We start from the raw sequence: 24,013 nt of genomic DNA, 5'->3' as shown, positions 1-24,013 counted from the left end.
TATGATCGACTCCTTCATCAAATACCTGAATTATATACCCTTATAGTGCACTTTTAAACGAAGTTCATGACAGTGCATTTCTTTTATTTTAGCAAAGGGGGGTGGAAGATTTGAAGAAATATGAATTAATGGACGTGCAGACGGAGTTGATCAATCAAAAAGAGTCTTCGTTTTGCACTCCATTCAACAGCCAGAACCAGCTATAAACATTGTATATGCTTGTGCAAAAACAATAAAAGCCGAACGAATTCAATTTTAAAAACAGAATTCGTTCGGTTTCCCTTTGACTGCAACCCTTTTGTCCCTACCTCTTACATTACCCTTTAAGATAGTATGCTGTGGCCTCCCATGGCTTTAACGTAAATGCATCTTTACTATGCTGTTCTTCGTTTGTGATCAAAACATCAGCCTTTGTGGTGTCAAAAGAAGCAATGTTTTCGATGACCTGCTGATCACCTGATACGTTACAAAGGACCAGAATCCTCTCGTTTCCATATGCCCGAGTGTACGCATATACGGAAGGATGATCGGCATAATGAAGTTCAAAAGTTCCGTATGGAATGATTTCATGCTCTTTCCGAAGTGAGATCAATTTTTGATAATGGAAAAAGACAGACCCGGGATCTTGTAAAGCTTCTTCAGCGTTGATATCTTTATAGTTCGGATTGCTTTTAATCCATGGCTCTCCTACCGTGAAGCCGCCATGGTTGTTGCTATTCCACTGCATGGGAGTCCTGGCATTGTCTCTTCCCTTTACATAAATGGACTTCATGATCTCATGGTGATCCTTCCCTTGTGACCGCTTCTCACGATACATGTTCAGTGTTTCGATATCCATGTATTCATCAATGGAAGAGAAACGGACATTGGTCATCCCGAGTTCTTCTCCCTGATAAATGTAAGCAGTACCCTGCATGAGGTGAAGGAGGGTAGCAAGCATTTTCGCCGACTTCACGCGATATTCCCCATCGTCACCGAGTCTTGACACGATCCTCGGCTGATCATGGTTGTTCCAGTAAAGACTATTCCAGCCCTTTCCATGAAGTCCCGTTTGCCACTTCGTCAAGATCGTTTTCAATTTTACCAAGTCAAATGGAATCACATCCCATTTTCCTCCTGGTCCTGAATCCACATCCATATGCTCGAACTGGAATACCATATTCAGTTCATCCCTGTCTTCCCCGGTATAAAGGACGGCTTCATCCGGTGTCACACCAGGCATTTCTCCAACTGTCATGATGTCATAGTGTGAGAGGACTTCCCGGTTCATTTCTTGAAGGAATTCATGGATGCGTGGACCATTCATAAAGTATTCATGACCTGAGGCAAACGATTTCCCCTCTGGATTCGGTGCATCAGGCAATCCTGGAACCTTTGAAATAAAGTTGATGACGTCCATCCGGAATCCATCGATTCCTTTATGTAACCAGAATTTCATCATGTCATAGATTTCCTCACGGAGTTTAGGATTCTCCCAATTCAGATCGGGCTGTTTTTTGGAAAAGATATGAAGGAAATATTCTCCTGTTGAGTCATCATACTCCCAGGCAGAACCGCTAAATACGGACTCCCAGTTATTCGGCTCTTTTCCGTCTTTCCCTTCTCGCCAAATATAATAATCACGGTATGGATTATCCTTTGATTTCCTTGATTCCACAAACCATCCATGCTCATCGGAAGAATGATTCACCACTAAATCCATGACAAGCTTCATATCCCGCTTATGCATTTCCTGAAGCATCTCTTCCCAATCAGCCATAGTGCCGAATTCATCCAAGACTTTTTTATAATTGCTTATATCATACCCATTATCATCATTAGGAGACTCATAAACAGGAGATAACCAGACCACATCAATCCCCAGTTTCTTTAAATAATCCAATTTAGAAATAATTCCTTGAATGTCACCAATACCATCACCGTTTGAATCCATGAAGCTGCGAGGGTAAATTTGATAGACGACCGATTCTTTCCACCACTTTTTTGTCATATGTGTCTTTCCTCCTGTAAGATCCGTTGGAATCAAGCAAGCGGTTTTTGCAACCGTTTGCACAAATCGTTAAAAAAATATCATATTTCTTCATAAAGTTTTCTCATTTTACTTTTATAATAATAACATACTATAATTTGATAGAATATATGTAGAAAGGAATTCTATATGAATAAAAAAGCAGATTCTCTGTTATTCCTTGCGTGGGCCTCTTCCTTGATTGCAACGATGGGAAGTTTATATTTCTCTGAAATCATGAAATATGAGCCATGCGAATTATGCTGGTATCAGCGTATTTTAATGTATCCGATGGTGATTCTATTAGGAGTTGCCTATGTACGAAAAGATTTTCAAGTGGCATTATATTCTACCATTTTTTCCGGTATCGGCCTTCTCATTTCCATTTATCACTACTCTATTCAAAAAGTTACATTCTTAACAGAAAGCGCTCCAGCCTGCGGCCGTGTCCCATGTACAGGTGAATACATCAACCTGTTCGGTTTTGTCACGATCCCGTTTCTTGCGCTCACGGGTTTCACCATCATCTTCATTTCAAGTGTAATGGTTTTAAAAGCGATAAAGGAGGACAAATAGATTGAAGAAAATCATCATATTTCTGGTGGCGATAGTCGGACTATTCGCAGCCATCGCCATCATCACAAGCGTTCAGAACAGTCAAAAAGCGGAAGGAAATAAATTCAAGAAAGAGAAACTGGACCCGGCAACCGTTGAACTTCTGGATGACCCGAACTACCAGAATGTTATTCTTCCAGAAGAGCTGGAAGAAACATTAAAGAATAAAGAAGAAGCAACCGTTTACTTCTATAGTTCTACTTGTATCCACTGTAAACGAACGACCCCTACCCTGGCTCCTCTGGCCGAAGATATGGGAGTGGACATGGTACAGTATAATCTTCTCGAATTCGAACAAGGGTGGGATCAGTATGGAATCGAAGCTACCCCCACACTTGTACATTACGAAGATGGAAAAGAAGTGGCGAGAATCGTAGGAGAGCATCCTGAGGAAGATTTCAAATCATTTTTCGAAGAGAACGTGAAAGCAGAATAAAAAAGAGGGGCTGACTTTTCCACGAGTCAGCCCCTTTCAAATGAGGAGGAATTTCAAGATGAAGATACAATGTATCTTCATGATTAACTTATTACAAGCTACTTTCCCCTTACAGTTATCTTTCAAACATGTTTATACGAATTTTCTAAAGTGTCTAACTTTTAACGACGTAACACTTTTTACACAAGCAGTTGGTTATCCGCTCTCGAGTAAATACTTAGATTATGCCTACAATCCGATTCTTCAGTAAACTGATCATACGATAAAGGAAAGAACATGCCAAAACTTTGAAGGATCCCGGCATTGTGATAGAACATCTCTTCATATACTTCTTCCTTTGAGCCGCTTTCAACGATAGAAATCAACGTTTGCAGGCTTGAAATCACCTGAAATGCTTCCTTAAGAGTCCCGAAATATTCAATGTTTCTCGTCGTCGTATGTAATACTTCCATATCATCGAATTGTTCAATTTCATCATCTGTGAAATAATCAGGGAAAATAGTACAATACATGTACTGTATAAGCTCTTGTATTTTATCTTCCTGTTCATGTGTTGATGCTAGTAAAACTTTCACCATCATAACCCACCTTTGTAATGGTTGTAATCTTCCTGTAATAGATATATTAAGGATAACATAGAAGTAGAACCAACAGCGTGGTAATTATACCCATGAATTGGGTTGAATAGGAGCTATGGTGGGAGTAAATACCCATATAAGTATAAGATTTTTGTCATCTAAAGGAGTTTTTTGATGAAAACAAGGAAAAAAGGCGAACGATTCGACCTAGTTATTCCAGATAAATGGAAAAATGTAACGATTGAAACAATTCTTAGAAAACACTGGCAGGCGCCTAAAAAATTGGTTCATTCTATGAGAATGGAGGGGGATATCAAGGTGAATGGAGAATTGATCCCTTGGACTGAAACTCTTTCAACTGGAGATGTTCTACAGATTCGTTTATTTAAGGACGTAGAATACGATGTCCTTCCAACCTACGGAGAATTAGAGGTGTTGTTTGAAGACGAACATTTGATTGTCGTCAACAAACCGGCAGGGATCGATACTCACCCTAATCAACCTGAAGAAACGGATACCCTGGCCAATCTTGTCGCTTTCCATCATCAGGCCAAGGGGGAGAGATGCCGCGTTTTGCATATACACCGTTTGGACCGTGATACATCAGGTGCGATGATCTTTGCAAAACACCCATTATGTAAAGCGATTCTTGACCGGCTTCTTGCAGAACGCCAAATCAAGCGTACGTATCACGCCTTGGTACATGGCCGGTTGAAACAGAAAAGAGGCACCATTGCTGAAGCAATTGGCAGGGATCGACATCACAATACGAGAAGAAGGGTTTCCTCTTCCGGTCAGGAAGCAGTCACTCATTACAAAGTAATGGATTTTAGAAATTCATATACACTGGTCGAAGTACAGCTTGATACTGGCCGAACCCATCAAATTCGCGTGCATATGAGTCACATCGGTCACCCTTTGGTTGGCGACACATTATATGGTGGAAAGCCGATCTTCAATAGACAGGCACTGCATGCGGCACGTATATCTTTTCCTCATCCCCTGACGGGTGAGATGATCGACTGTGAAGCTCAGTGCGTGGATAATGTAGGGCTGTGATGGAGTGCTGGTCTAAAGAGGAACAACTTTCAATTCAAACTAGCATTTTTGTTCTCATTTTGTACGCATGAGAATAAAACTTTACTTAGAAACAAGAATCACAAAATAAAACCTGGTCACTTCTCACGAGTGACCAGGTTTTTTTGCATTATTTCAATCCATTTTTCACTGCTCCGGCGATTTGGATCGTACGACGGGTTTGGTGTTTCACAGCAGGTTCTACAGATTCAACCATATTGCCTTCCTGATCCACCGTTACACTTGTTCCATATGGGTTCCCACCAGTCGTAAAGCTTGATTGATCAGTGTATCCAGGCGCTGCGATGATGGCACCCCAGTGCATCATGGTTGTGTAAAGTGCCAGAACCGTTTGCTCCTGTCCACCGTGCGAATTACTTGCAGATGAGGTGGCGCTCACTACTTTGTTTGCCAGTTTGCCATTGAACCAAAGGCCTCCTGTCGTATCCAGGAAAGCTTTAACTTGAGAAGGCACGTTTCCGAACCGGGTTGGGACGTTGAAAAGATAAGCGTCTGCCCACTCAAGGTCATCGAGGGTTGCTACTGGTACGATATCTTTCGTTTCATTGTAATGCTTCTCCCATGCCGGGTTGGAGGCAATCGCTCCTTCTGGTGCAGTTTCTTCAAAACGAAGTAATTTCACTTCAGCACCTGCTTCCTTCGCAGCCTCTTCTGCCCATTTTGCCATTTGATAGTTTGTACCTGTTGAACTGTAGTACATGATTGCCAATTTTACGTTAGACATAATTGAAACCTCTCCTTTAAACATGATTTTTATATAGTAAATGGGTGAAACACAAATTCAAACTGCAGGTAAATCAGTTAAAATAGGATGGCATCTATTGAATATGTCCCTGCGCCAACAAGGGCTACTCCAAGTGCAACAACAATGAGCATCACATTATATTCTGTACCATTTTGGGTTACCCAATAACCATTTGCACCGTGAACCTTCACGATTGCTACTAACATCGTGGCAATGATAAGCAATGCGGCTAATGGCGTCAGGAAACCTGCGGCAAATAATAATCCACCTGCAACTTCAGAAATTCCTGCGATGAGCGCCATCGTTTTTCCAGGCTTGATTCCAATGGATTCAAAGAAACCTCCTGTTCCCTGGAGCCCGTGACCTCCGAACCACCCAAATAATTTCTGAGTTCCGTGGGCAGCAAATGTCAGTCCCACAACTAAACGAATAACCAATAAACCAAATGCAGCTAATGCTGTCATCAATTTTCCTCCTTTATGTTTTCCCATCGAGATTTACCTTCAAACATTTCAGTTTCAATTATTCTTACATCCATTATCTTTAACTTGAGATATATAATAAAAAAAGAGAGACAGGTTATCTCGAATGTGATTATTTTGATTTCGAGATAATTGTATAATACTCTTCTCTTCCCTGTCAATTCCTTTTTATAAAATTAATGAAAGTGTTGAGTCTAAAAAAGAGGCCCGTTCAGGAACGGACCTCTTGAGATCAAAGTACTATTTAGAAATCAAAGTTGTCTGGATCTGGACCAAAGCGCTCGTCGAGATTCAGTTGATTGATTTGATTCATTTCTTCCATCGATAGCTCGAAGTTGAACAGATCTGCGTTTTCCTTGATGCGGTGTTCATGAACAGACTTAGGAATGATGATGACATCATTCTGAAGATGCCAACGAAGAATCACTTGTGCTGCAGATTTTTCATGCTTCTCTGCGATGTGGTTCAAAGTAGGTTCGTTCAATACACGTCCTTGAGCGATTGGTGACCACGCTTCTACAGCGATATGTTGTGATGCACAGAATTCTCTTATTTTTTCCTGATTTAAACGAGGGTGTAACTCAATTTGGTTTAATACAGGCTTTTCGTTGCTGTATTTCATTAAGTCTTGAAGATGGTGGGGATGGAAGTTACTGACGCCGATTGTTTTTACCAATCCTTCACTATGCAGTCTCTCCATTGCTTTCCACGTATCATTGTATTTCCCTTCTACAGGCCAATGAATTAAATACATATCCAGGTAGTCCATATCAAGCTTTTTCAAACTGGTTTCAAATGCTTTCATAGTCGTATCGTAACCTTGATCACCATTCCACACTTTTGATGTGATGAAAAGCTCTTCTCTCGCTACTCCACCTTCTTTTACACCTTGACCCACGTCTTCTTCATTATCGTAGATCGCCGCTGTATCAATGGAGCGGTACCCTGACTCGATCGCAGTTCGAACGGCCAGCACCGTTTCAGACGGATCTTTCATTTGGTAAACTCCTAAACCAACATAAGGAATCTCAATTCCATTATGTAATGTCTTCGTGCTCTGTAAGTTTCTCAACATATTGCATCCCTCCTGAATTAATTATTATTGTACAAACTTAACCAACAGAAAGCCAATCTTATGTTTTCTAAAATGCATTTAAAAAAATGGCCCTCCCATTAAAAAACGAGGGACGGACCTTATATAGAAAATTTACTGACCGATAAATTGGTCTCTTCCCTTACCTATAAACGCAAGCTTATGGAGGGGGCGGGTCATGGCCACGTACTGGAGCTTGATGTCGAGTTCGTTTTTCGGGTTGAATGCCTCATCCACAGCAGCGATGAAGACCACATCAAACTCGAGGCCTTTTGACAGATAGGATGGAACGACGACGATTTGATCTTTCGGGATCGATTCCTGCTCTTCTAATAATTTCACTTTCCCGGGACGTCGCTTTTGAAGGATCTCACTAATTTTTAAACAGTCCTTCATGCTTTTCCCGATCACTGCGAAGGTTTGGAATCCTCCTTCTCGTCCTGCATCCACCTTCTTCTCGATTAGGGAAGCCAGTTCATCCAATTCTACATACTCATTAAAGCTTGGAGAATCCCCGTGTCTCACCACCGGATTCACTTTAGGAAAATCATAAGGTAAGAGACTCAGCAGTTTATTCGCTTCTTCCATGATTTCAATCGTAGTACGATAGCTCTTTTGGAGCTCGGTATACGTTGCCCTCGGGAAGATGTCTCTATAAACCGGTTCCCAGGACTGAAGCCCGCGATAAGAATGAATGCCTTGCGCAAGATCCCCGACAAGGGTGAACATGTCGGTTTCCAGTGCCCTCTTCAATGAATATAGCTGCATATAACTATAATCCTGTGCTTCATCTATGACGATGTTTTTTGCTTTATAATACTTGTCGATTCCAAACAAATGGGATTGTAAATATAAAAGAATTGCCAGATCTTCTACTTCATATTGCTTTTTCTTTGCATAGTTCAACGTATAGTGACAAAGCTGTTCCGCTTGTTTTCGACTCAGTTCACCCTTTGAATAAGAAACAAGTCGTTCAGGATCCGAGAATAAATCTGTGAAGTACTGATTCAGATTCTTCTTTTCAAACTGTTTCATGTATCCATTGACACTTACACGAATCGCTTTCTTGATTTCCTTGATACGCTCACTTTTTCTGTCCAATGCTTTTGATACATATTCCTTCCGGTTCCCTGCCTTTGTACGCTCAAAGAGAGCCCTTTCGATCCGTTCATCAAAAAACTTCTCTATCTTCTCCACCATTTGCTTTTTATTCGACCGGACATAGCTTTGCAGAAGGGATTTCAGCTTTTCCATCCTGCGATAGATTGGCATATACGTATATTCTTCTTTAAATAGATGGGTGAACTTCTTAGCCGTATAAAGCTTATATTTATCTACATAGAAATCTTTTGATGTGTAGAAGCGTTGTTCAATTTCTTCTAAATAATCATCCAGTATCCTCCTGAATGCTTTGGAGCCTTTAAACCCTGATATCCACGAAGAGATCTCTATCTCCTCATCATGTGTTTCTATCAACTTTATGAGCTTGTTATCGTCCACTAATGTAAGCTGCTTCTCTAAGCAGGTCATAACATAATCTGTGAATGTGGTTTGCCTTACCCGTTCCACTCCAAGTTCCGGCAATGCTTCTGAAATATAGTCAATGAACAAATTACTCGGTGCCAGAATCATCAGTTGTTTCGGATCAAAATGCTGTTTGTAGTTATAAATAAAGTATGAAATCCGGTGAAGAGCGATGGTAGTTTTACCGCTTCCTGCCGCTCCCTGAACAATGATGGGTTTGTTTAAATCGGCACGGATAATCCTGTTCTGTTCTTCCTGAATGGTTGAAATGATTTCAGTCAGCCGGTTACTGGAGCTTTTCGCTAATGAATCCTGAAGCAGTTCATCGGTGGTTGTTAAATCAATATCGCGAATTTCTTCAAGAGAACCATCCTCGATCATATACTGGCGCTTTAATGACAAATCCCCTTCATACATCTCATCTTCCGCCACGTATGATACATCGCCGATCCTTCCTTCATAATAAAGATTCGCGATGGGAGATCTCCAGTCCACGATGATTTGTTCCTGATTCTCCCGCTGATACAGGGAGGTCTTCCCGATATAGTGCTTTTCCACCCTGTCCGAGCCCTCATGTTGAAAATCAATCCGGGCAAAATACGGTTTCGTCTTCGCTTTCGTAAGGGACTCCAACTCTTCTTTCGACATTTCAAAAAAACTTGAGTTTGTCAAGATATCGATATAAGCAGCACTGGATTCGCCCCAATCGATATCTCCAAAAGCTTTTTCCATGTTTTCCTTATACTTTTCCTTACTCGTCTGGGATGTGCTGATGACAACATCAATGTAGCGCTTTGTAAACTCTAATCGCTCTGATTCACTTGTAAAATCGGGATGAATGTTCGATTCCTTCGTCATACATTTCTCCTTCCAAATGTTTTAGCCGCAATGGAGAAAAAACGTCTTGCCACTTCCACCAAGGTAACGACTCTCGGTGGGGAAAACGTTTAATTAGACATATCGAAATCTGTAAAAATTATGTAGGCGTTTGGGAGCAGAAATTTATATTATCAGATAATTTAAGAAAATTCAAGAAGAAAAGCGGAAGGGCTTTGCCCAGAGGCGACAAGCATAAGACGAACATGCCGAAAAGGCGGGTTTTTGCCTTTTTGGCATGTTTGACTTATGACCTCGAGCCTCTAAGCCCTGGAGCTGGACAAACGAAAAGCGGAAGGGGCTTGCCCTGGGGCGACAAGCATAAGACGAGTAACCCGGAAAGGCGCTCTTTGCCTTTTTGGGTTACTTGGCTTATGACCTCGAGCCCCAAGCCCCTGGAGCTGGACAAACGAAAAGCGGAAGGGGCTTGCCCTGGGGCGACAAGCACACCGGTGAAAATCTCTGAAGGCGCTCTTTACCTTTGGAATATTTTAAAAATAAGATTGATATATCCCAATACAGGTCGATAAATCCCCCTCCCCATCAAAAAACCTCCATCTACAAAGATGAAGGATCTTTTATACACTCCACAGGGAACACAATCTGAAAACTCGTCCCCTTACCAACACGACTATCAACCGTAATGACACCTTTCATCGCTTCAATGATCCTGTAGGATACCATCAACCCAAGTCCGGTTCCTTTTTCCTTCGTAGAGAAGTAAGGTTCACCGAGTCTTGCTCGTTGCAGTGGCGTCATCCCGACTCCAGTATCACTGATAGTGATGCTGACACTCCCTTTTTGAACCTTCGAAAGGATTATGAGAGTACCGCCTTTCGGCATGGATTCAATCGCGTTTTTGATGATGTTGAGAAATGCCTGTTGAAAGTTCCGGGTGTTCCCAACGATATTCGCGTCCTCGATGTCTTTTTGTACGAGCACCGATTGTTGATTGCTCAGGGGCTCAACCATTTCGGTCAGTTTATTAAGCTGTTCGGAAATGGAGATGTTCTCCACTTGATCCGGATCAGGTTTGGCAAAGGTAAGATAATCATTGATGATATCTTCTGCCCGATTCAATTCAGATGATGCAATGGTCAGATACTGCTCTTTTTTCCCTACAGGAAGATTTTCCTGACGGAGAAGTCTCAAGAACCCCTTGATTACCGTCAAAGGGTTTTTCACCTCATGGGAGATGCTGGCGGCCAGCTGAGCAAGTACTTCCATTTTCTCTATTTTCACAAGTGCTTGTTTAATTTGAATCTGTTTTAGCAATGTCTCACATATGTATGTCAAGATAAGCATGCCCAATGAAGGGAGTAAGATGAAATTAATTAAATAGCTTTCATCAATCACAAACACTGTCATAGCCTTCGCAATGAAGGCAGCTACAATAGAATGAATGGTGAATAGAATCACGGAGAATATGATTTTTTTCCTGCTCGATAACCGGTTGAAATCGAACCATTTCATCCCGATGATCGTTAATAGGTAAATCATCACATAAATCACGAACGCCACCATACTCCAACTGTAAATCATCATCCTGGATACCAATAAGACTGCGAGAAGTGCAAGACCAGTATATGGTCCCCCATATATGATACCAAGTACAAATGGTATCATTCGCAGATCATGTACACAGTAAGGGTTATGGTAAATGGGGGAAAGCATGCAAAGAATAATGGCAATACTTAAAGAAACTAAAGTAGCTAACCTGGTATACCAACCGTGTATCATCTTTTTTTCAACAAGGAAAAAAATTAAAAAAATACTTAAAATTATATAAAAGAAATTATTAATGACATCCTGATTAAAAATAATCATACTGACCCTTTGACCTTTCACAGAAATTGTCTTGTTTATAAAAATTTTACCACACTATTCCGTAAATCGTTACAATTATATATGTAAGCATGTATGTACATAAGAGAACTCTCCTGCACATGTACAGGAGAGTCATCAACTTACACAGTTTTTAATTGTTCACCAAGATATTTTGCCAACTCAAGCATTCCGAATTGTCCGGATTTCTCCTCGGCATCCTTATTGTAATTCGTATTTGTGTTCACATCATATGTGTAAATGGTGCCTTCTTTGTCTTGAATCAATTCGATTCCGGCAATATCGATTTGATTTCCATGTAAAAATGCTTCATACGATGCAAGGATGTCATGGGAAAAGTTCTCTCTGATCTGGAATTTGGGTTTATCGTCCTGTTCCCCTACAGGGCAGAAAAGATCATCCACTTGGCATACATCAGCAGGGCATAATTCAAATCCCTTAGATGTATCCACCTTCACAGCGTACATAAATGCACCGCCTATGAATTCACATCGGGTAATCGATGCATCCGGTGATTCGATGTATTCCTGTATGAGTGTGGTTCCGTCTAATGGCTCTTCGAATTCATCACTGTACACATAGTTTTTCAATGCTTCCACAGATTGAAATAATTGAACTCCCAGACCTTTTCCAGCACGATTATGCTTGGTGATGAAGGATGGTTTATTAAGCTTTTCAGCCGCATCGATTATTTGTTTTTTTCCGACAGCTGCAATGGTTTTCGGTGTTTTGATACCTGCAGCATTCAAGGCCATATACTGATTCACTTTACTTACTTCCAGGCGAAGGGCACGGCTTCCGTTTAGAACTTTTCTGCCGTTACGCTCTAACCAGGAAAGTACACTTTCGGTTAATTCTGGTGCAAAACGATGGTTTCTCGTATGGGATGAAGCACTGATCCGATTATAGAAAATGCCTTCCGGCGGTACTGATGATAAATCGACGAGCCCCTCATCAAGAAACCATTCCTCATAAGGCAGTTGAAGTTCGTCAAGCCTGGAAGTTAAATGATTGGTCCATTCACTGTTTTCATGAATGATATGAATTTTTTTCATGATCATTACCTCATTTGTTTGTAGGATTATCAAATAAAGTCTTGCAATACAAAGTAATCCTACTATAAAAGTAGGATTTAGGCAATGATCATGCATTCACTTTGTCTTTCGGTCCGTTCTCATTTGAATTTTCATACCGCTTTTTGTTAAGAGATCACGGGTTTTAGATGACTTCCCGATCCAACCACTCCTTTGATCGTCCTTCAAGATATCTCTAATTTCCTGGAGGACTTCAAGATTAGTCGTTTGTTTCACCTTATAAGTCTGGTCTCCGCCTTTTAAGCGGTTGACCACTTTAATCATCAGAAAAACGCTCATGGCAATAAGAAGAAAGTCAACCAGCGACCCCAGGAATTTCCCCAATTCTATCACCTCTGCCCCTATTTGAAGATGCAGTCCTTCAAAGTTAATACCTCCAAACAAGCTACCGATTGCGGGCATCATCATGTCCTTTACAAGAGACTCGACAATTTGACCGAATGCTGATCCAATGATGACGGCAACCGCTAAATCAAATACATTCCCCCTTGAAATGAACTGTTTAAACTCTGACAACATGATTAAAGTTCACCTACCGCTTCATTACTCTTAGCATATGGGGGAGGATGGCTAGTTATGAAGACAAGTATAAATTTCCTTACAAAAAATATTTCCCTATGATCGCGATCAATACAATACATGCGACGATGGCCATTAAAATAACCAGCTTTTTTTCTTCCTTGTTCGCCTGCATTCTTTCTTGCCTCCCCTCTATGAGTAGTAAAACCTACACGCTGCCCCGTTCAAACATCTTTGTGGTCAATATGACCGGCTCAGGATGTTCATTTTCAAGAAATAGTTTAAACGCTTCTACTCCCACATTCCGTATCGGCACTTCAAAAGAAGTGATATTGAGGGCGTCTGAAATGGGATGGTTATCAAAGCTGACAATGGCAAGGTCATCAGGAATTCTGATCGATTTTTTCTCTGCCTCAGCCACCATTCCCGCTGACACTTGATCACTCGTGACGATAAGGGCAGAGGGCTTTTCATCCATTTGCTCCCAGGCGCTCAACACATCCCGTCCGTTTTGTAGATCGTAGCAGTCATTGAAAATCCATTCGTCACGTACTGTATGGCCGGCAGCTTCCGAACTGTCGTAGAACCCCCTGATCCTCTCCTCGCTATTCGTCCCAAATGTTCTGTGCAAGCACAGCCCGATTTGCGAGTGACCTTTTGAAACTAGGTATTCCACAGCCCTTCTGATCCCCTTATAATGATCGATGAAAACCTTTTTATGGGCGGGGTCGTACACATTTTCACAAAAAACCACATTTGAGCCGATGAATGGGGCAAGAACATCCAGAGAATTGGAGCGTGACGTCAGGATTAATCCATCCACTTCCTTCATTTGCAGGCGATGAAAGGCATCAAGTTCTGCTCTCCTGTCATAGTCCGTCTGGAATAGTTGAAGGTGGTACCCATGGTTTAACGCCTCCCCTGCTATGCCTTGAAGAATCTCTCCGAAGTAAGGGAGATTCAAATAGGGCAGAATCACTCCAATACTATAGGTTTTCCCCTTCGATAAATGTACGGCATTCGCGTTCTTTATATAATTCAACTGCTCCACAGCATCAAGGACCTTTCTCCGCTTCTCTTCTTTCACATATGGATGATCATTCAACACCCTCGAAACCGTTGAAACAGAAACCCCGGCAAGCTTTGCAATACTTCTAATATTTGTCATATATATACCCCTCAAATAACAAAATGTCCCAGAATTCATTCAGAAAATTCCCTTGGGAAAAATGCTTGCTCTGAAACGCGTTTCACACTTTAGAGTGAAACATGCAAGGTGCCTAAATGGCATCTCAATCCCAAAAATATGATAAGGAGGCCATATTATGCTCGGCATTTTATACTTACCCGTTCTCTGTACCATCATTATCGGAGGAAGCTATGCTGCATTAAAGCCCATCCACTTCTATACTCCCTATGATCAAGAAGATCCATTTGAGCACATTTACAATAATAAACTCCTCTAGTCCATATATGCCTGCTTTTAATGAAGCAGGCTTTTTATTCCACCCATTTCACTGCCCATGCCCCAACCGCATTCATCACATCTTCCAGTTCTTTTCCTTTTTCAGTTAAGCTGTATAGGACTCTCACAGGCTTTTTACCAAGCACTACCCGAGACACGATACCATGCTCCTCCAATTCCTTCAATCTTCCCGTCAGTACCTTTTGACTGATATTTGGTATTCTTTCATTTATTTCTTTAAAACGGCACGTTCCATCAAATAATACCTTTATGATCATCCCGATCCAACGTTTACCTAATAATTCAAAGGCAGAGGCGTATTTCGGACATAGTTTCATTTCCATTTTCGTCCACACATCCTAAATCAATTTCCCTTGACGCAACATACAACGTCGGTTATATTGTTCATATTGTTTACAAACTTACAAAAAGTAAGTAACATACAAAAATATACCATATTATAACACTTTTTTAAACATCAAGGAGGCATTACCATGGATAATAATTTCTTCCAAATCGTTGACGAACGCCGATCAACGAAAGTGTACGACCCTCAGGTGGAGATCCCCCGTGAGGAATTAGTCAGCCTGCTCGAAACCGCAGGTAAAGCTCCATCAGCCTGGAATCTTCAGCAGTGGAAATTCCTTGTATTTGATCAAAAAGAAGTTCAAGAGCGCTTACTTCCGATTGCTTATCACCAACAGCAAGTACATGATGCGTCTGCTGTTGTGGCTATACTAGGTGACCTGGAAGCCAATAAGAACATTGATCCTGTCTTTGACCCTGCCATTGAAAAAGGAGAAATGACACCAGAAATCAAAGAGGTTCTTAAGAAACAAATCGACGGAGCTTACAGCCGAGACGAATACCCAAGGGATGCTGCATTTAGTAATGCTTCACTGGCTGCCATGCAGTTCATGCTTGCCGCCAAGGCAAAGGGCTGGGATACCTGCCCTATCGGAGGCTTCAATCCGGCAGCTCTCGTATCGGAATTCAATGTTTCCGGGCGTTTTATCCCAATTATGCTGATTACGATTGGAAAGCCGCTTCAAAAAGCGCGCAAGTCAGATCGTTTAGATATCCGTAACTTGATTGATTGGGCCGAATAAGTCTCTTAAAAAGCCACACCCAATATGGGTGTGGCTTTTTCGGTATGTTAGAAGAGAACGCTCTTTTCTATCTGTTTCATTTCATAGAAGTACCCTTTTTTCTTCATTAGCTCATCATAGCTTCCTGTTTCTACAATCTCCCCCTGATCCATAACGACAATTTGATCCATTTTCTCAAGACCAGTCAAACGGTGACTGATCAGAATCAAGGTGTCACCATCCGCTGCTGTAAACAGATGCTTAAAGATCTCTTTTTCCATCAAAGCATCAACAGAAGATGTCGGTTCATCGAGCATCCATAAGGATGAGTCTTTCAAAAGTGCCCTTGCAACCGCTAATCGCTGTTTCTCTCCACCAGAAAGATTCTCTCCTTTTTCTAACACTGCATCCTCTAATGCAAAGTGTTCCAGCTTCACCGATTCTAAGACCGCTTCCATTTCTCCATCTGTGAGATCGTCACGCACCAGCAAAAGATTATCTTTTATTGTGCCGTAGAAGAAATGGTTTTCTTGAAGAATCACATTGGCACTCTTCCACAACGACTCTTTACCAATATCTTTAATTGATGCACCGTTGATGAGAATCGACCCTTGATCCGTTGAATAAAAGTTTAATAACAATTGAAGCAATGTTGACTTCCCTGATCCCGAAGGTCCTACAATTGCTGTTTTAGATCCTGCAGACAGTTCAAGATTCACCCTGTCTAATGTTTTTCTTTCCTCTCCTTCAAAGGAAAAGCTCACATCCTTCATGCAAAAGGAAGGAACATTCCCATCAAGAGCCGTGCCTAATGAAGGTCCGTCCCTCCTCATGTCCTCTTCTGGATTAATTGAAGAAAGCCTGGTTGCCGCTCTTCGGGAATCTTCATAATGTGTAGGGAGGATTGCCATTGGTGAGGCATTTTCAAATACGGTTAGTGAAATCATGACCAGCATCGCAAGGTATACCCCATCCAATTGACCTGTGGCCACTGAATAAGCCCCTAAAGCTAATACACCCCAGGAAATGAGTAAGGAAACCAGAATGTTCGCCGAATGACTAAAGAGAGAATAGCTGCTCTCCTTTTCTTGCTCTTTCACATATTCTGTAGCTGCATCGCTGAGAATTCTCTCTTTCCCCTCCAGTCTTTGATAGATTTTCAAGTCCCTGAACCCATAAAGAAATTCCGTCACCTCTGTGGATAAATCACCTCTGCTATCCCGTAAGGAAGATTTCACTTTTTTCTGTTTATAAGCGAAATAAGCTGGGACAATAAAGCCTGTCAACAGAAGCCCCCCCAAAAGAATCAATGCAATAGAAACAGAATAGAACATCGTAAACAGAATCGTACTTAAGAATACCGCTACCAGGATGATTGGCGGGTACAAGACACGAAGAAAAAAATTCTGTAAGCTCTCAACGTCTCCTACAATTCTTGAAAGAAGATCTCCACTTCGATATCGTCCGAATATCCCCGGTGCAAGGGGCTCTATTCTTGCATAGATTGAAACCCTCAGGTTCGCCAAAATAGTAAACGTAGCCCGATGGGAAAAATAACGTTCCCCATACCGGCTTAACGCCTTCATAAATCCAAACAACTTCAAGAGGGCAATCATGACGGTAAGGGCATAAAGGGGGACTTCCAAAGCCGCTTTAGAGATTAAATAACCACTCGAAGCAAATAGGCCGACTGAGGTTATCCCGGCCAGAAAGCCCAAAAGAATGGAATAAACGATGTCCTTCTTTTCCTTCATCATCAGCTTTACGACATTTCCTAGTTCTTTCATCTAATGTTTCACCCCTTGTTGTACAGTCACCATATCACGATAATGAGTGGCAGAATTCATGAGTTCTTCATGATTACCTATACCCGCTACTCTCCCATTCTCCAACAACAAAATATGATCTGCTTTTCGTATCGTATGAAGACGATGAGCCACCGTAATGACAGTTGAAGTCTTGGCTAACTCCTCAATTGAAGACTGAAGGAACTGCTCAGTCCCCAGATCCAGTCCTGTTGTCGGTTCATCAAACAAGATGAGGGACGGACCTTTGAGAAACGCCCTTGCAATAGCAATTCGTTGTTTTTCTCCACCAGAAAGGCCTCTCCCGGCTTCCCCAATCGGAGTATCATATCCATTCTGAAGTTCTGCTATCATTTCAGAAATCCCTGCTTTTTCAGCAGCGAATTCCATTTCTTCACGGGTCACCCCGTCTCTTCCCCCTACTGCAATATTCTCTGCTATCGTACCTGAGAATAAATATGGGTTCTGAGAAATGTAACTCAATTGATCAAACCAGACTTTTTCTCTGTATTCACTTCTTGCCAGACCGTTAATGAAGATCTCTCCTTCAGATGGTTCAAGAAGGCCGGCTATCAGATGTAGGAGCGTTGTCTTCCCAGCTCCACTCTGACCGACGATTGCCACTTGACTCCCTGAAGGAATGGAAGCCGTGATCCCTTGAAGGGTATATCCTTTTTCACCGTAGGAAAATTCAAGGTTACGCAATTCGATTGTGGGAGGACTTCCATTTAATAAGTTTTCATTTTCTCCCCATTTGACCGGCTGATCCTTTTGCTGCAGCTCATCCATAACCTTCTTAGCTGAACCCATGCTTCCACGCCCAGTATGAAAAGCATTCCCAAGCTCTTTTAACGCAAGATAGAATTCCGGTGCCAGGACAAGTACAAAGAAAGCGGTGAAGAATGAGATACTCTCAAAGACCACTAACCTTAGACCCACCTCCAGTGCAATCAGACCGATACTTAACATGGAGATGAATTCCAGCATCAATGAAGATAAGAAAGCCGTCTTCAAGACTTCCATGGTAGCATTCCGGAAGTCTAGACTACTGGATCGGATCACCTGTTTTTGTTGAGTGCCCCTTCCCAGCAGCTTCAAAGTAGTCAACCCTTGCAGGGTATCGAGGAATCTCCCTGAAAAAGCCGTCAGCTTATCCACCTGCTGCTCAGACTTCTTCTTGGTCATGACGCCAATGATGGCCATGAATAACGGAATGAATGGAGCCGTTATTACCATAATCAAACCTGAATAGATATGCTCGGTGAAAATTGCGATCAGAATAATCAATGGAACAATAGTCGTTTGGATTCTTTGAGGGATATACTGACTGTAATAACCATCCATCCCGTCTACCGCATCCATCATCGTACTGACCTTTTGGCCTGATTGACCTTGAATCGATGCTTGAAGCGGGTTTTTGGCCCATTTTATTAAGAGTCTCTTTCTCAAATCCTCCTTCACCTTCGACGCTATCCTGATACCTGTTCGTCCATTGATATAGGAAAGGAAAGTTCTCCCTGCAAGAGTAAGAAGCAAAGCCCCAAGCATCGGGATAATTTCCTGAAACGAAAGCTTCTCAACAAACATTTTATTAACAATGCTAACGAGCAAGTAAGCCTGTCCAACAACGACTCCCCCCATCAACAGGGACGTTCCGTAAAGCGTCATGGTTGATACTCTCTGCTCTTTAGCTAATTGATTAAGCACTTTCATTGCAGCTCTCAACTCCAAAAGGTAAAAGTTAGTGAAACATTTCACAAATTAATATCTACATTATAGTAAACTTGTTCATATCGTGCATCCTTTAGGATTGACCTTTTTGTGACAATTCCAGAAAATATACCATTTTGTATGTTTAGTAAGAGGATATTCGTACTTTTCACTTTAGAGTTTTGATGTTTAAAGAGTATGAAAGTAGGCTTTCTTGATGTCAAAAATAAATCCAGCCTTTTTATATACTCTCAAAAAACACTAGCTAGATGTTAATCAATAAAAATAGAGAGGGATCGCATAGCGAAAGACCTCTCTACTTGTGCCTTTATTCCAGCCCTCATATTTTCAATAAATCCCTCGTGACGCTCCTTATGACCTCGGGCAGTACTGAGAACGTGTAAGGTTTATACACTCTCTCGGTCCATTGATGCCCATCTTTTCCATATACTCCAATGTTAATGGAGGGAATGTTCAGCTTTCTGATCATGTCGATGGGTACCGGATACAGCTCGTCGATCAAAGGAAGGTTCTTCTTAAAGACCTCGATATCTTCATCTTCTTCGTGGAGAGAAAGAAAGCTGCCATCTGCGAGATAAGGGAAAAAACGTTTGACCACGAACTCTTCCCCTGTTTCTTTCGATATCTCCGTTAGACACGTCCCCAGTACCTCTCTCACCTTTTTTCCATACTCATTTTCTTCGTTCACGAAATTATGCGGTAAAAAGGGCGGAGCGAAGAATAGGATGATTCGTGGAGTCCGGTCTGGATCAAGATGCTGGAGTGCTTCCACCATGGCATAAGCAATTGTACGTCTGTCTTCTCCATCCATATCATGAAAGATTTTTTTCATGACGGGGTCCGGATCTATACCTCTTTCTTTCAGCCAGAACATATACTCCCTTAATGTAAGGACTTCTACTTCCCATGAAAATTCCCTTTCAGGGAAGCCGTGATAGTTCCGATAGATCTCAAATTGTTTTTTGCTTCTCTCTTCAATTTCACCTGCCACCTTCAGAGCCACTTTTTTCATATCATATAACACTTCCCTTGCGGTTCTTTCATAAACAAAATAGTTGAAATAAAGAGAAGCGCTAAGAGGGGTCTGTACATTATACGTATGTTTATCGTCTTTAAAATAGAGGCATGAAGGAGGAAGGGTGAACTCACCTGGAATCTCCTCAAGATAATCGAGATTCTGGTTGACTTCGAGATTGATCCTGGAGGCGATTACAGTCGGGTCAATCGATGTCAGTACATCTCCAACATGCGCTTCTCTTCCATATATATAGAAACTTGGCAGGAGCTTTCCTGCTGCTCCTGTGTATATATAACGTTTACAATCCCCGTCATAAATAGGGGAAATGAAATCTGTATTGACGGCTGCCAAGTAGTCCAAGCCTTCTTTTTTCATGCGGTAGAGATCACTTAAAGCCGCAATCATACCTGCATGCTCACTTTCTTCGTCTCCATTGAACAGGAATAATAAATGTCCATCCGGCGCTTTTTCACCCGAGTGATGCAAAAGATTGGCTAAATGGACGGCGATTCCGCTTTGCATATCCAAAGCCCCTCTTCCGAACAACCAGTTCCCGGAAAGGGCATCCTCTTTCACCTTTTCCTCCCCTTCATAATCCATGAAGAACTTCTGCAGGAAATCCGGGTCATGTGCCATATCTTGAAGCGCACCATAATCATCGGTGCCTACCGTATCGTAGTGAGCATGAAATAAGACGGTTTTAGAAGAGTTTCCTTTCACAAGGGCGAATACATTTTTCCTCCCGATCGGATCATTCGGGACTGATTGGAGCCAGACTTGAGCGGGATGATCCTTAAAATAAGGAAACGATGAAATCAGCTCATATATAAATCGGGCTTTTTCACTTTCGCCGGTTGTTCCGTTATAGCTTTTCAGAGCGACTAAAGATCGTGTGATGAGTTCGATCTGCTCAGAAGTTGACTTATTTTCAAGTTGAGAATACACGTTAGTACCGCCCCTTTCTTTTAGAAATATAAGCCTATGCGTGGTAAATCGTATTGTGCAAGGGCATGATAGAAACTGATTCTTCTATAATTGATAACATCTTATCGAAAATAGATGGGGTTTGGAAGGGGTTTCAAGATATTTTCTTAAAATTTTTTCGGTCTTTTCTATTGAAATCCATTCTATTACCGAATATTATATAAGTTGTGTGTTTTTAATGTTCGTTTTTATTGGAGGTTTTACGATGTTTAAATTAAAGGAACACGGCACGAATCCAAAGACGGAAATACTTGCCGGGGTCACAACTTTCTTGACAATGGTGTACATTGTGATTGTGAATCCCATCATTTTATCCGATGCGGGTGTCCCGTTTGACCAGGTATTCTTAGCAACCATTATATCAGCTGTAGCCGGAACGTTATGGATGGCCCTGTTCGCAAATTATCCGATTGCCATCGCACCTGGAATGGGATTGAATGCTTATTTTACTTACTCAGTGGTCGGTGCACATGATGATATTTCGTATATCGTTGCATTCTCTGCCGTTTTTGTAGCAGGTATTGTCTTCATCCTTCTCTCTTTAACACCTTTACGAAAAAAATTGATTGAAGCCATTCCTCAAAACCTTAAGCACGGAATAACAGCAGGAATCGGTTTATTCATTGCGTTTATTGGATTGCGACTCACAGGTTTGATCCAGGCTCATCCGACGAATTTAGTGCAGTTAGGTGACCTTCATTCCCATTCAGCTCTCCTTGCATTGACAGGATTGGCTGTAACCCTGATCCTCATGGTCCTGAATGTTCATGGTGCCCTATTCATCGGGATGATCGTCACGGGATTGATTGCCTATTTTACGGGAGATCTCTCATTTAAAGAAGGATTTGTGGCTATCCCCCATCTTCCTGAAGGGCTGATGGTGGCAAATCCGGTAACGGCTTTTGCAGATGTCTTCCAATATGGATTATATGCGGTTGTATTCTCTTTCTTGCTTGTCACCATTTTTGACACGACAGGAACAATGATTGGAGTCGCCCAGCAAGCGGGTCTTATGAAGGGAAATACCCTTCCGAAAGCCCGTCAGGCACTTCTCGCCGACTCCATTGCCACAACAATTGGTGCGATGTTCGGTACAAGCCCGACATCCGCATACATCGAATCTTCAGCTGGTGTTTCTGCCGGGGGGAGAACGGGATTAACAACTTTAACCGTATCGATCCTATTTATCGCTTCAGCTTTCTTCGGACCCCTCGTCAGTGCCGTGTCCGGGATTTCTGCCATCACGGCCCCTGCACTGATCATTGTTGGAAGCCTGATGATGGGAAGTATCTCACAGATAAAATGGGACCAGTTGGATGAAGCATTCCCTGCATTCCTAATTATCCTGAGCATGCCGTTAACATCCAGCATCGCAACGGGAATCGCACTGGGATTCATTTCTTATCCATTACTTAAAGTTGTGAAGGGACAATGGAAACAGGTACATCCACTCGTATATGTCTTTGCCGTCCTGTTCTTTTATCAGCTGGCATTCCTGCCTCATTGATATATATAGATACATGAAAGACCGTTCACCATTGAACGGTCTTTTTTATATAAGCTGTGTCTATATTCTTGATACATTCTGCAGAATTACTCCATCGAATGTTAAACAGTATATATCCGGCATTTCAAGCTCTCTCCAGAACTCAACATCATACGTTTCATCAAAATAATTCATGATTAGCACCATGATATTGCCGTGGGTCCCAATGACCACGTTTTCCCCATTATATTCTTCCATTATGTTAAATATCGCGTGTACTCCCCTATTTTGCGCAGTAAGATTGGACTCTCCGCCCTCTAATGAGAAAGCGGGATCAGCCCATACCGAGGAAATAGCTTCATGAAAGTTCTCAACAGGTCCAGCGGATAGTGTACGTTCTCTCATCTCTTCCACTAGTATAATCTCCTGATTGATAAGTCCGGCTATTCCTTCAACAGTCTCCACCGCTCTTTTGTAGGGACTGGAACAAACCACATCGATTCTTTCATTCTTCAATCGTTCAGTAACCTGCAGAGCATCCTGTTTCCCTTTTGCAGACAGGGGCCTCGTTAACTCTTCCGGGGTATAAACCGAGTGGGCATGCCTGACCAGATACAGTTTAGTTAATGCCACATTCATTCACCCTCCTTTATCTTTGTTGACATTATAAAGAGCCGCCCTTTCGAACAGCCACTAAATGTGCGATATGTAACTTCCCTATCAAAATCAGCTCATATTGGCAATGCAGAAAACCATCTTCATGAGCTTGTTGCATCAGTTTCTTCCATCTCTCAATGGAAGCTTCATGTTTTCCTGACTCCCTGAATGCAAAGGTACCTTCTATTGGGTTATTCGTCTATGAATCTCCCACTTACTCGGGAATGAACTCCATCAACCAGGAATCATAATACTCCCCTTCATGAAGCTCATGCTCCCGCAGAATTCTTGCTTTACTATAACCACATTTCTCATAACAGCGAATCGCTCTCTTGTTCCACGTCATCGGATCCATCACGAGACGGTGAACTCCTTCCTTTTGAAGCAAATACTCCACCACAGCACGAATGAACTGTGTACCGATTCCCTTGTTCCAATACGCCGTCTCCCCGATGAATTGATCCGTACCATAAATCACTTCATCTACATTCGTGTACCCGTAACGGATCATCGTTTCATGATCGAGCTGATAATATTGAAGATAACCGACTTCATTCCCTTCATACTCAACGAGACAGCTCATGACACCCCTTTCTGAGAAGAATTTTTCCTCCACCATCTGAAGGTTGAAGGGACGGTCCCTGCCTTCATAAAATTCCAATACCTCCGGATTCGATAACCACCTTAAGAGCGCGTACTTATCCCTATCCTCCAACGGACGTACATTCATATCCCCATTCCTGACATTCATACACACACCTCCATAAACACACATCTTCCTCTATACATTCATCACTAACAAGAAAAAATCCTTCTTTTTGGAGGGACGGACCTTGATTCCTAGGACCAGGTCCTAGGAATCAAGG

The 24,013-nt window shown here is 41.9% G+C and carries 22 protein-coding genes; 6 read left to right on the top strand and 16 right to left on the bottom strand.

Going from position 1 to position 24,013, the window contains the following annotated elements; translation table 11 throughout:
* Positions 1–316 precede the first annotated feature (316 nt).
* A complete protein-coding gene (locus tag BAA9072_RS14170; protein WP_201715340.1) occupies positions 317–1,990 on the bottom strand; it encodes a glycoside hydrolase family 13 protein in 1,674 nt (557 codons plus the stop codon).
* Positions 1,991–2,158: 168 nt separating this feature from the next.
* Here BAA9072_RS14170 and BAA9072_RS14165 point away from each other — a divergent pair, with 168 nt between their 5' ends.
* Together BAA9072_RS14165 and BAA9072_RS14160 are read left to right on the top strand one after the other, a co-directional pair.
* A complete protein-coding gene (locus BAA9072_RS14165; RefSeq protein WP_201715339.1) occupies positions 2,159–2,584 on the top strand; it encodes a disulfide oxidoreductase in 426 nt (141 codons plus the stop codon).
* A 1-nt stretch (position 2,585) separates the two neighbouring features.
* Positions 2,586–3,059 carry a thioredoxin family protein gene (locus BAA9072_RS14160; RefSeq protein ID WP_201715338.1) on the top strand — a complete coding sequence of 158 codons (474 nt, stop codon included), beginning with the start codon at positions 2,586–2,588 and terminating at the stop codon, positions 3,057–3,059.
* Positions 3,060–3,238: 179 nt separating this feature from the next.
* Here BAA9072_RS14160 and BAA9072_RS14155 read toward each other — a convergent pair whose 3' ends face one another.
* Entirely contained in the window at positions 3,239–3,640 is a 402-nt protein-coding gene (locus tag BAA9072_RS14155) for a DUF5365 family protein (RefSeq protein WP_230980872.1), read from the bottom strand.
* A 171-nt stretch (positions 3,641–3,811) separates the two neighbouring features.
* On the opposite strand from BAA9072_RS14155, the gene BAA9072_RS14150 reads away from it, so the two are divergent.
* Positions 3,812–4,696, top strand: coding sequence for an RluA family pseudouridine synthase (locus BAA9072_RS14150; RefSeq protein WP_201715337.1), 885 nt, complete (start codon positions 3,812–3,814; stop codon positions 4,694–4,696).
* A gap of 148 nt (positions 4,697–4,844) precedes the next feature.
* Here BAA9072_RS14150 and wrbA read toward each other — a convergent pair whose 3' ends face one another.
* From wrbA to BAA9072_RS14110, 8 genes are all read right to left on the bottom strand, one after another.
* Positions 4,845–5,459, bottom strand: coding sequence for an NAD(P)H:quinone oxidoreductase (gene wrbA / locus BAA9072_RS14145; protein ID WP_201715336.1), 615 nt, complete (start codon positions 5,457–5,459; stop codon positions 4,845–4,847).
* A gap of 77 nt (positions 5,460–5,536) precedes the next feature.
* Positions 5,537–5,944: a DoxX family protein gene (locus BAA9072_RS14140; RefSeq protein WP_201715335.1), complete on the bottom strand. Its 408-nt coding sequence runs from the start codon at positions 5,942–5,944 to the stop codon at positions 5,537–5,539.
* A gap of 262 nt (positions 5,945–6,206) precedes the next feature.
* Positions 6,207–7,037, bottom strand: a complete 831-nt coding sequence (locus tag BAA9072_RS14135; RefSeq protein WP_201715334.1) for an aldo/keto reductase — start codon at positions 7,035–7,037, stop codon at positions 6,207–6,209.
* A 132-nt stretch (positions 7,038–7,169) separates the two neighbouring features.
* The gene (helD, locus tag BAA9072_RS14130) at positions 7,170–9,437 is read right to left on the bottom strand and encodes an RNA polymerase recycling motor HelD (RefSeq protein ID WP_201715333.1); all 2,268 of its coding nucleotides are present in this window, start codon (positions 9,435–9,437) and stop codon (positions 7,170–7,172) included.
* Between the two features lie 576 nt (positions 9,438–10,013).
* Complete coding sequence (locus tag BAA9072_RS14125) at positions 10,014–11,195, bottom strand: sensor histidine kinase (RefSeq protein ID WP_201715332.1); 1,182 nt, start codon at positions 11,193–11,195, stop codon at positions 10,014–10,016.
* A 227-nt stretch (positions 11,196–11,422) separates the two neighbouring features.
* Complete coding sequence (locus BAA9072_RS14120; RefSeq protein ID WP_201715331.1) at positions 11,423–12,355, bottom strand: ATP-grasp domain-containing protein; 933 nt, start codon at positions 12,353–12,355, stop codon at positions 11,423–11,425.
* A 96-nt stretch (positions 12,356–12,451) separates the two neighbouring features.
* Positions 12,452–12,913 (bottom strand): large conductance mechanosensitive channel protein MscL, encoded by a 462-nt coding sequence (gene mscL / locus BAA9072_RS14115; RefSeq protein WP_201715330.1) that lies wholly within the window; start codon positions 12,911–12,913, stop codon positions 12,452–12,454.
* Between the two features lie 208 nt (positions 12,914–13,121).
* Positions 13,122–14,081, bottom strand: a complete 960-nt coding sequence (locus BAA9072_RS14110) for a LacI family DNA-binding transcriptional regulator (RefSeq protein ID WP_201715329.1) — start codon at positions 14,079–14,081, stop codon at positions 13,122–13,124.
* Positions 14,082–14,238: 157 nt separating this feature from the next.
* Between BAA9072_RS14110 and BAA9072_RS14105 the strand changes: the two genes are divergently transcribed.
* A complete protein-coding gene (locus BAA9072_RS14105) occupies positions 14,239–14,379 on the top strand; it encodes a hypothetical protein (RefSeq protein ID WP_201715328.1) in 141 nt (46 codons plus the stop codon).
* Between the two features lie 34 nt (positions 14,380–14,413).
* On the opposite strand, the gene BAA9072_RS14100 is transcribed toward BAA9072_RS14105, so the two are convergent.
* Complete coding sequence (locus BAA9072_RS14100; RefSeq protein WP_201715327.1) at positions 14,414–14,722, bottom strand: winged helix-turn-helix transcriptional regulator; 309 nt, start codon at positions 14,720–14,722, stop codon at positions 14,414–14,416.
* Between the two features lie 150 nt (positions 14,723–14,872).
* Between BAA9072_RS14100 and BAA9072_RS14095 the strand changes: the two genes are divergently transcribed.
* On the top strand, positions 14,873–15,487 hold the full coding sequence (locus tag BAA9072_RS14095; RefSeq protein WP_201715326.1) for a nitroreductase family protein: 615 nt from the start codon (positions 14,873–14,875) through the stop codon (positions 15,485–15,487).
* Positions 15,488–15,534: 47 nt separating this feature from the next.
* Here the strand turns inward: BAA9072_RS14095 and cydC are convergent, their stop codons facing one another.
* The 3 genes from cydC to BAA9072_RS14080 all read right to left on the bottom strand — a co-directional run bounded on the left by cydC (position 15,535) and on the right by BAA9072_RS14080 (position 20,965).
* On the bottom strand, positions 15,535–17,253 hold the full coding sequence (gene cydC / locus BAA9072_RS14090) for a thiol reductant ABC exporter subunit CydC (RefSeq protein WP_201715325.1): 1,719 nt from the start codon (positions 17,251–17,253) through the stop codon (positions 15,535–15,537).
* Positions 17,254–18,984 carry a thiol reductant ABC exporter subunit CydD gene (cydD, locus tag BAA9072_RS14085; RefSeq protein ID WP_201715324.1) on the bottom strand — a complete coding sequence of 577 codons (1,731 nt, stop codon included), beginning with the start codon at positions 18,982–18,984 and terminating at the stop codon, positions 17,254–17,256. It abuts the gene before it with no gap.
* Between the two features lie 337 nt (positions 18,985–19,321).
* A complete protein-coding gene (locus BAA9072_RS14080) occupies positions 19,322–20,965 on the bottom strand; it encodes a M20/M25/M40 family metallo-hydrolase (RefSeq protein WP_201715323.1) in 1,644 nt (547 codons plus the stop codon).
* A gap of 244 nt (positions 20,966–21,209) precedes the next feature.
* Here BAA9072_RS14080 and BAA9072_RS14075 point away from each other — a divergent pair, with 244 nt between their 5' ends.
* The gene (locus BAA9072_RS14075; RefSeq protein WP_201715322.1) at positions 21,210–22,511 is read left to right on the top strand and encodes an NCS2 family permease; all 1,302 of its coding nucleotides are present in this window, start codon (positions 21,210–21,212) and stop codon (positions 22,509–22,511) included.
* A 60-nt stretch (positions 22,512–22,571) separates the two neighbouring features.
* On the opposite strand, the gene BAA9072_RS14070 is transcribed toward BAA9072_RS14075, so the two are convergent.
* Complete coding sequence (locus tag BAA9072_RS14070; RefSeq protein WP_201715321.1) at positions 22,572–23,129, bottom strand: histidine phosphatase family protein; 558 nt, start codon at positions 23,127–23,129, stop codon at positions 22,572–22,574.
* A gap of 232 nt (positions 23,130–23,361) precedes the next feature.
* A complete protein-coding gene (locus tag BAA9072_RS14065) occupies positions 23,362–23,898 on the bottom strand; it encodes a GNAT family N-acetyltransferase (RefSeq protein ID WP_201715320.1) in 537 nt (178 codons plus the stop codon).
* Between the last annotated feature and the right edge of the window lie 115 nt (positions 23,899–24,013).

This window comes from Rossellomorea arthrocnemi (assembly GCF_904424705.1).
Lineage (GTDB): Bacteria > Bacillota > Bacilli > Bacillales > Bacillaceae_B > Rossellomorea > Rossellomorea arthrocnemi.
The sequence above is the reverse complement of the archived record's forward strand: the minus strand, read 5'-3'. Positions and strand labels throughout refer to the sequence as shown.

What these genes read in the sequence shown, in the direction of transcription:
- BAA9072_RS14170 (WP_201715340.1), bottom strand. Translation starts at nt 1,990, where the DNA reads ATGACAAAAAAGTGGTGGAAAGAATCGGTCGTCTATCAAATTTACCCT.
- BAA9072_RS14165 (WP_201715339.1), top strand. Translation starts at nt 2,159, where the DNA reads ATGAATAAAAAAGCAGATTCTCTGTTATTCCTTGCGTGGGCCTCTTCC.
- BAA9072_RS14155 (WP_230980872.1), bottom strand. Translation starts at nt 3,640, where the DNA reads ATGATGGTGAAAGTTTTACTAGCATCAACACATGAACAGGAAGATAAA.
- BAA9072_RS14150 (WP_201715337.1), top strand. Translation starts at nt 3,812, where the DNA reads ATGAAAACAAGGAAAAAAGGCGAACGATTCGACCTAGTTATTCCAGAT.
- wrbA (WP_201715336.1), bottom strand. Translation starts at nt 5,459, where the DNA reads ATGTCTAACGTAAAATTGGCAATCATGTACTACAGTTCAACAGGTACA.
- BAA9072_RS14140 (WP_201715335.1), bottom strand. Translation starts at nt 5,944, where the DNA reads ATGACAGCATTAGCTGCATTTGGTTTATTGGTTATTCGTTTAGTTGTG.
- BAA9072_RS14135 (WP_201715334.1), bottom strand. Translation starts at nt 7,037, where the DNA reads ATGTTGAGAAACTTACAGAGCACGAAGACATTACATAATGGAATTGAG.
- helD (WP_201715333.1), bottom strand. Translation starts at nt 9,437, where the DNA reads ATGACGAAGGAATCGAACATTCATCCCGATTTTACAAGTGAATCAGAG.
- BAA9072_RS14125 (WP_201715332.1), bottom strand. Translation starts at nt 11,195, where the DNA reads ATGATACACGGTTGGTATACCAGGTTAGCTACTTTAGTTTCTTTAAGT.
- BAA9072_RS14120 (WP_201715331.1), bottom strand. Translation starts at nt 12,355, where the DNA reads ATGAAAAAAATTCATATCATTCATGAAAACAGTGAATGGACCAATCAT.
- mscL (WP_201715330.1), bottom strand. Translation starts at nt 12,913, where the DNA reads ATGTTGTCAGAGTTTAAACAGTTCATTTCAAGGGGGAATGTATTTGAT.
- BAA9072_RS14110 (WP_201715329.1), bottom strand. Translation starts at nt 14,081, where the DNA reads ATGACAAATATTAGAAGTATTGCAAAGCTTGCCGGGGTTTCTGTTTCA.
- BAA9072_RS14105 (WP_201715328.1), top strand. Translation starts at nt 14,239, where the DNA reads ATGCTCGGCATTTTATACTTACCCGTTCTCTGTACCATCATTATCGGA.
- BAA9072_RS14100 (WP_201715327.1), bottom strand. Translation starts at nt 14,722, where the DNA reads ATGGAAATGAAACTATGTCCGAAATACGCCTCTGCCTTTGAATTATTA.
- BAA9072_RS14095 (WP_201715326.1), top strand. Translation starts at nt 14,873, where the DNA reads ATGGATAATAATTTCTTCCAAATCGTTGACGAACGCCGATCAACGAAA.
- cydC (WP_201715325.1), bottom strand. Translation starts at nt 17,253, where the DNA reads ATGAAAGAACTAGGAAATGTCGTAAAGCTGATGATGAAGGAAAAGAAG.
- cydD (WP_201715324.1), bottom strand. Translation starts at nt 18,984, where the DNA reads ATGAAAGTGCTTAATCAATTAGCTAAAGAGCAGAGAGTATCAACCATG.
- BAA9072_RS14075 (WP_201715322.1), top strand. Translation starts at nt 21,210, where the DNA reads ATGTTTAAATTAAAGGAACACGGCACGAATCCAAAGACGGAAATACTT.
- BAA9072_RS14070 (WP_201715321.1), bottom strand. Translation starts at nt 23,129, where the DNA reads ATGAATGTGGCATTAACTAAACTGTATCTGGTCAGGCATGCCCACTCG.
- BAA9072_RS14065 (WP_201715320.1), bottom strand. Translation starts at nt 23,898, where the DNA reads ATGAATGTCAGGAATGGGGATATGAATGTACGTCCGTTGGAGGATAGG.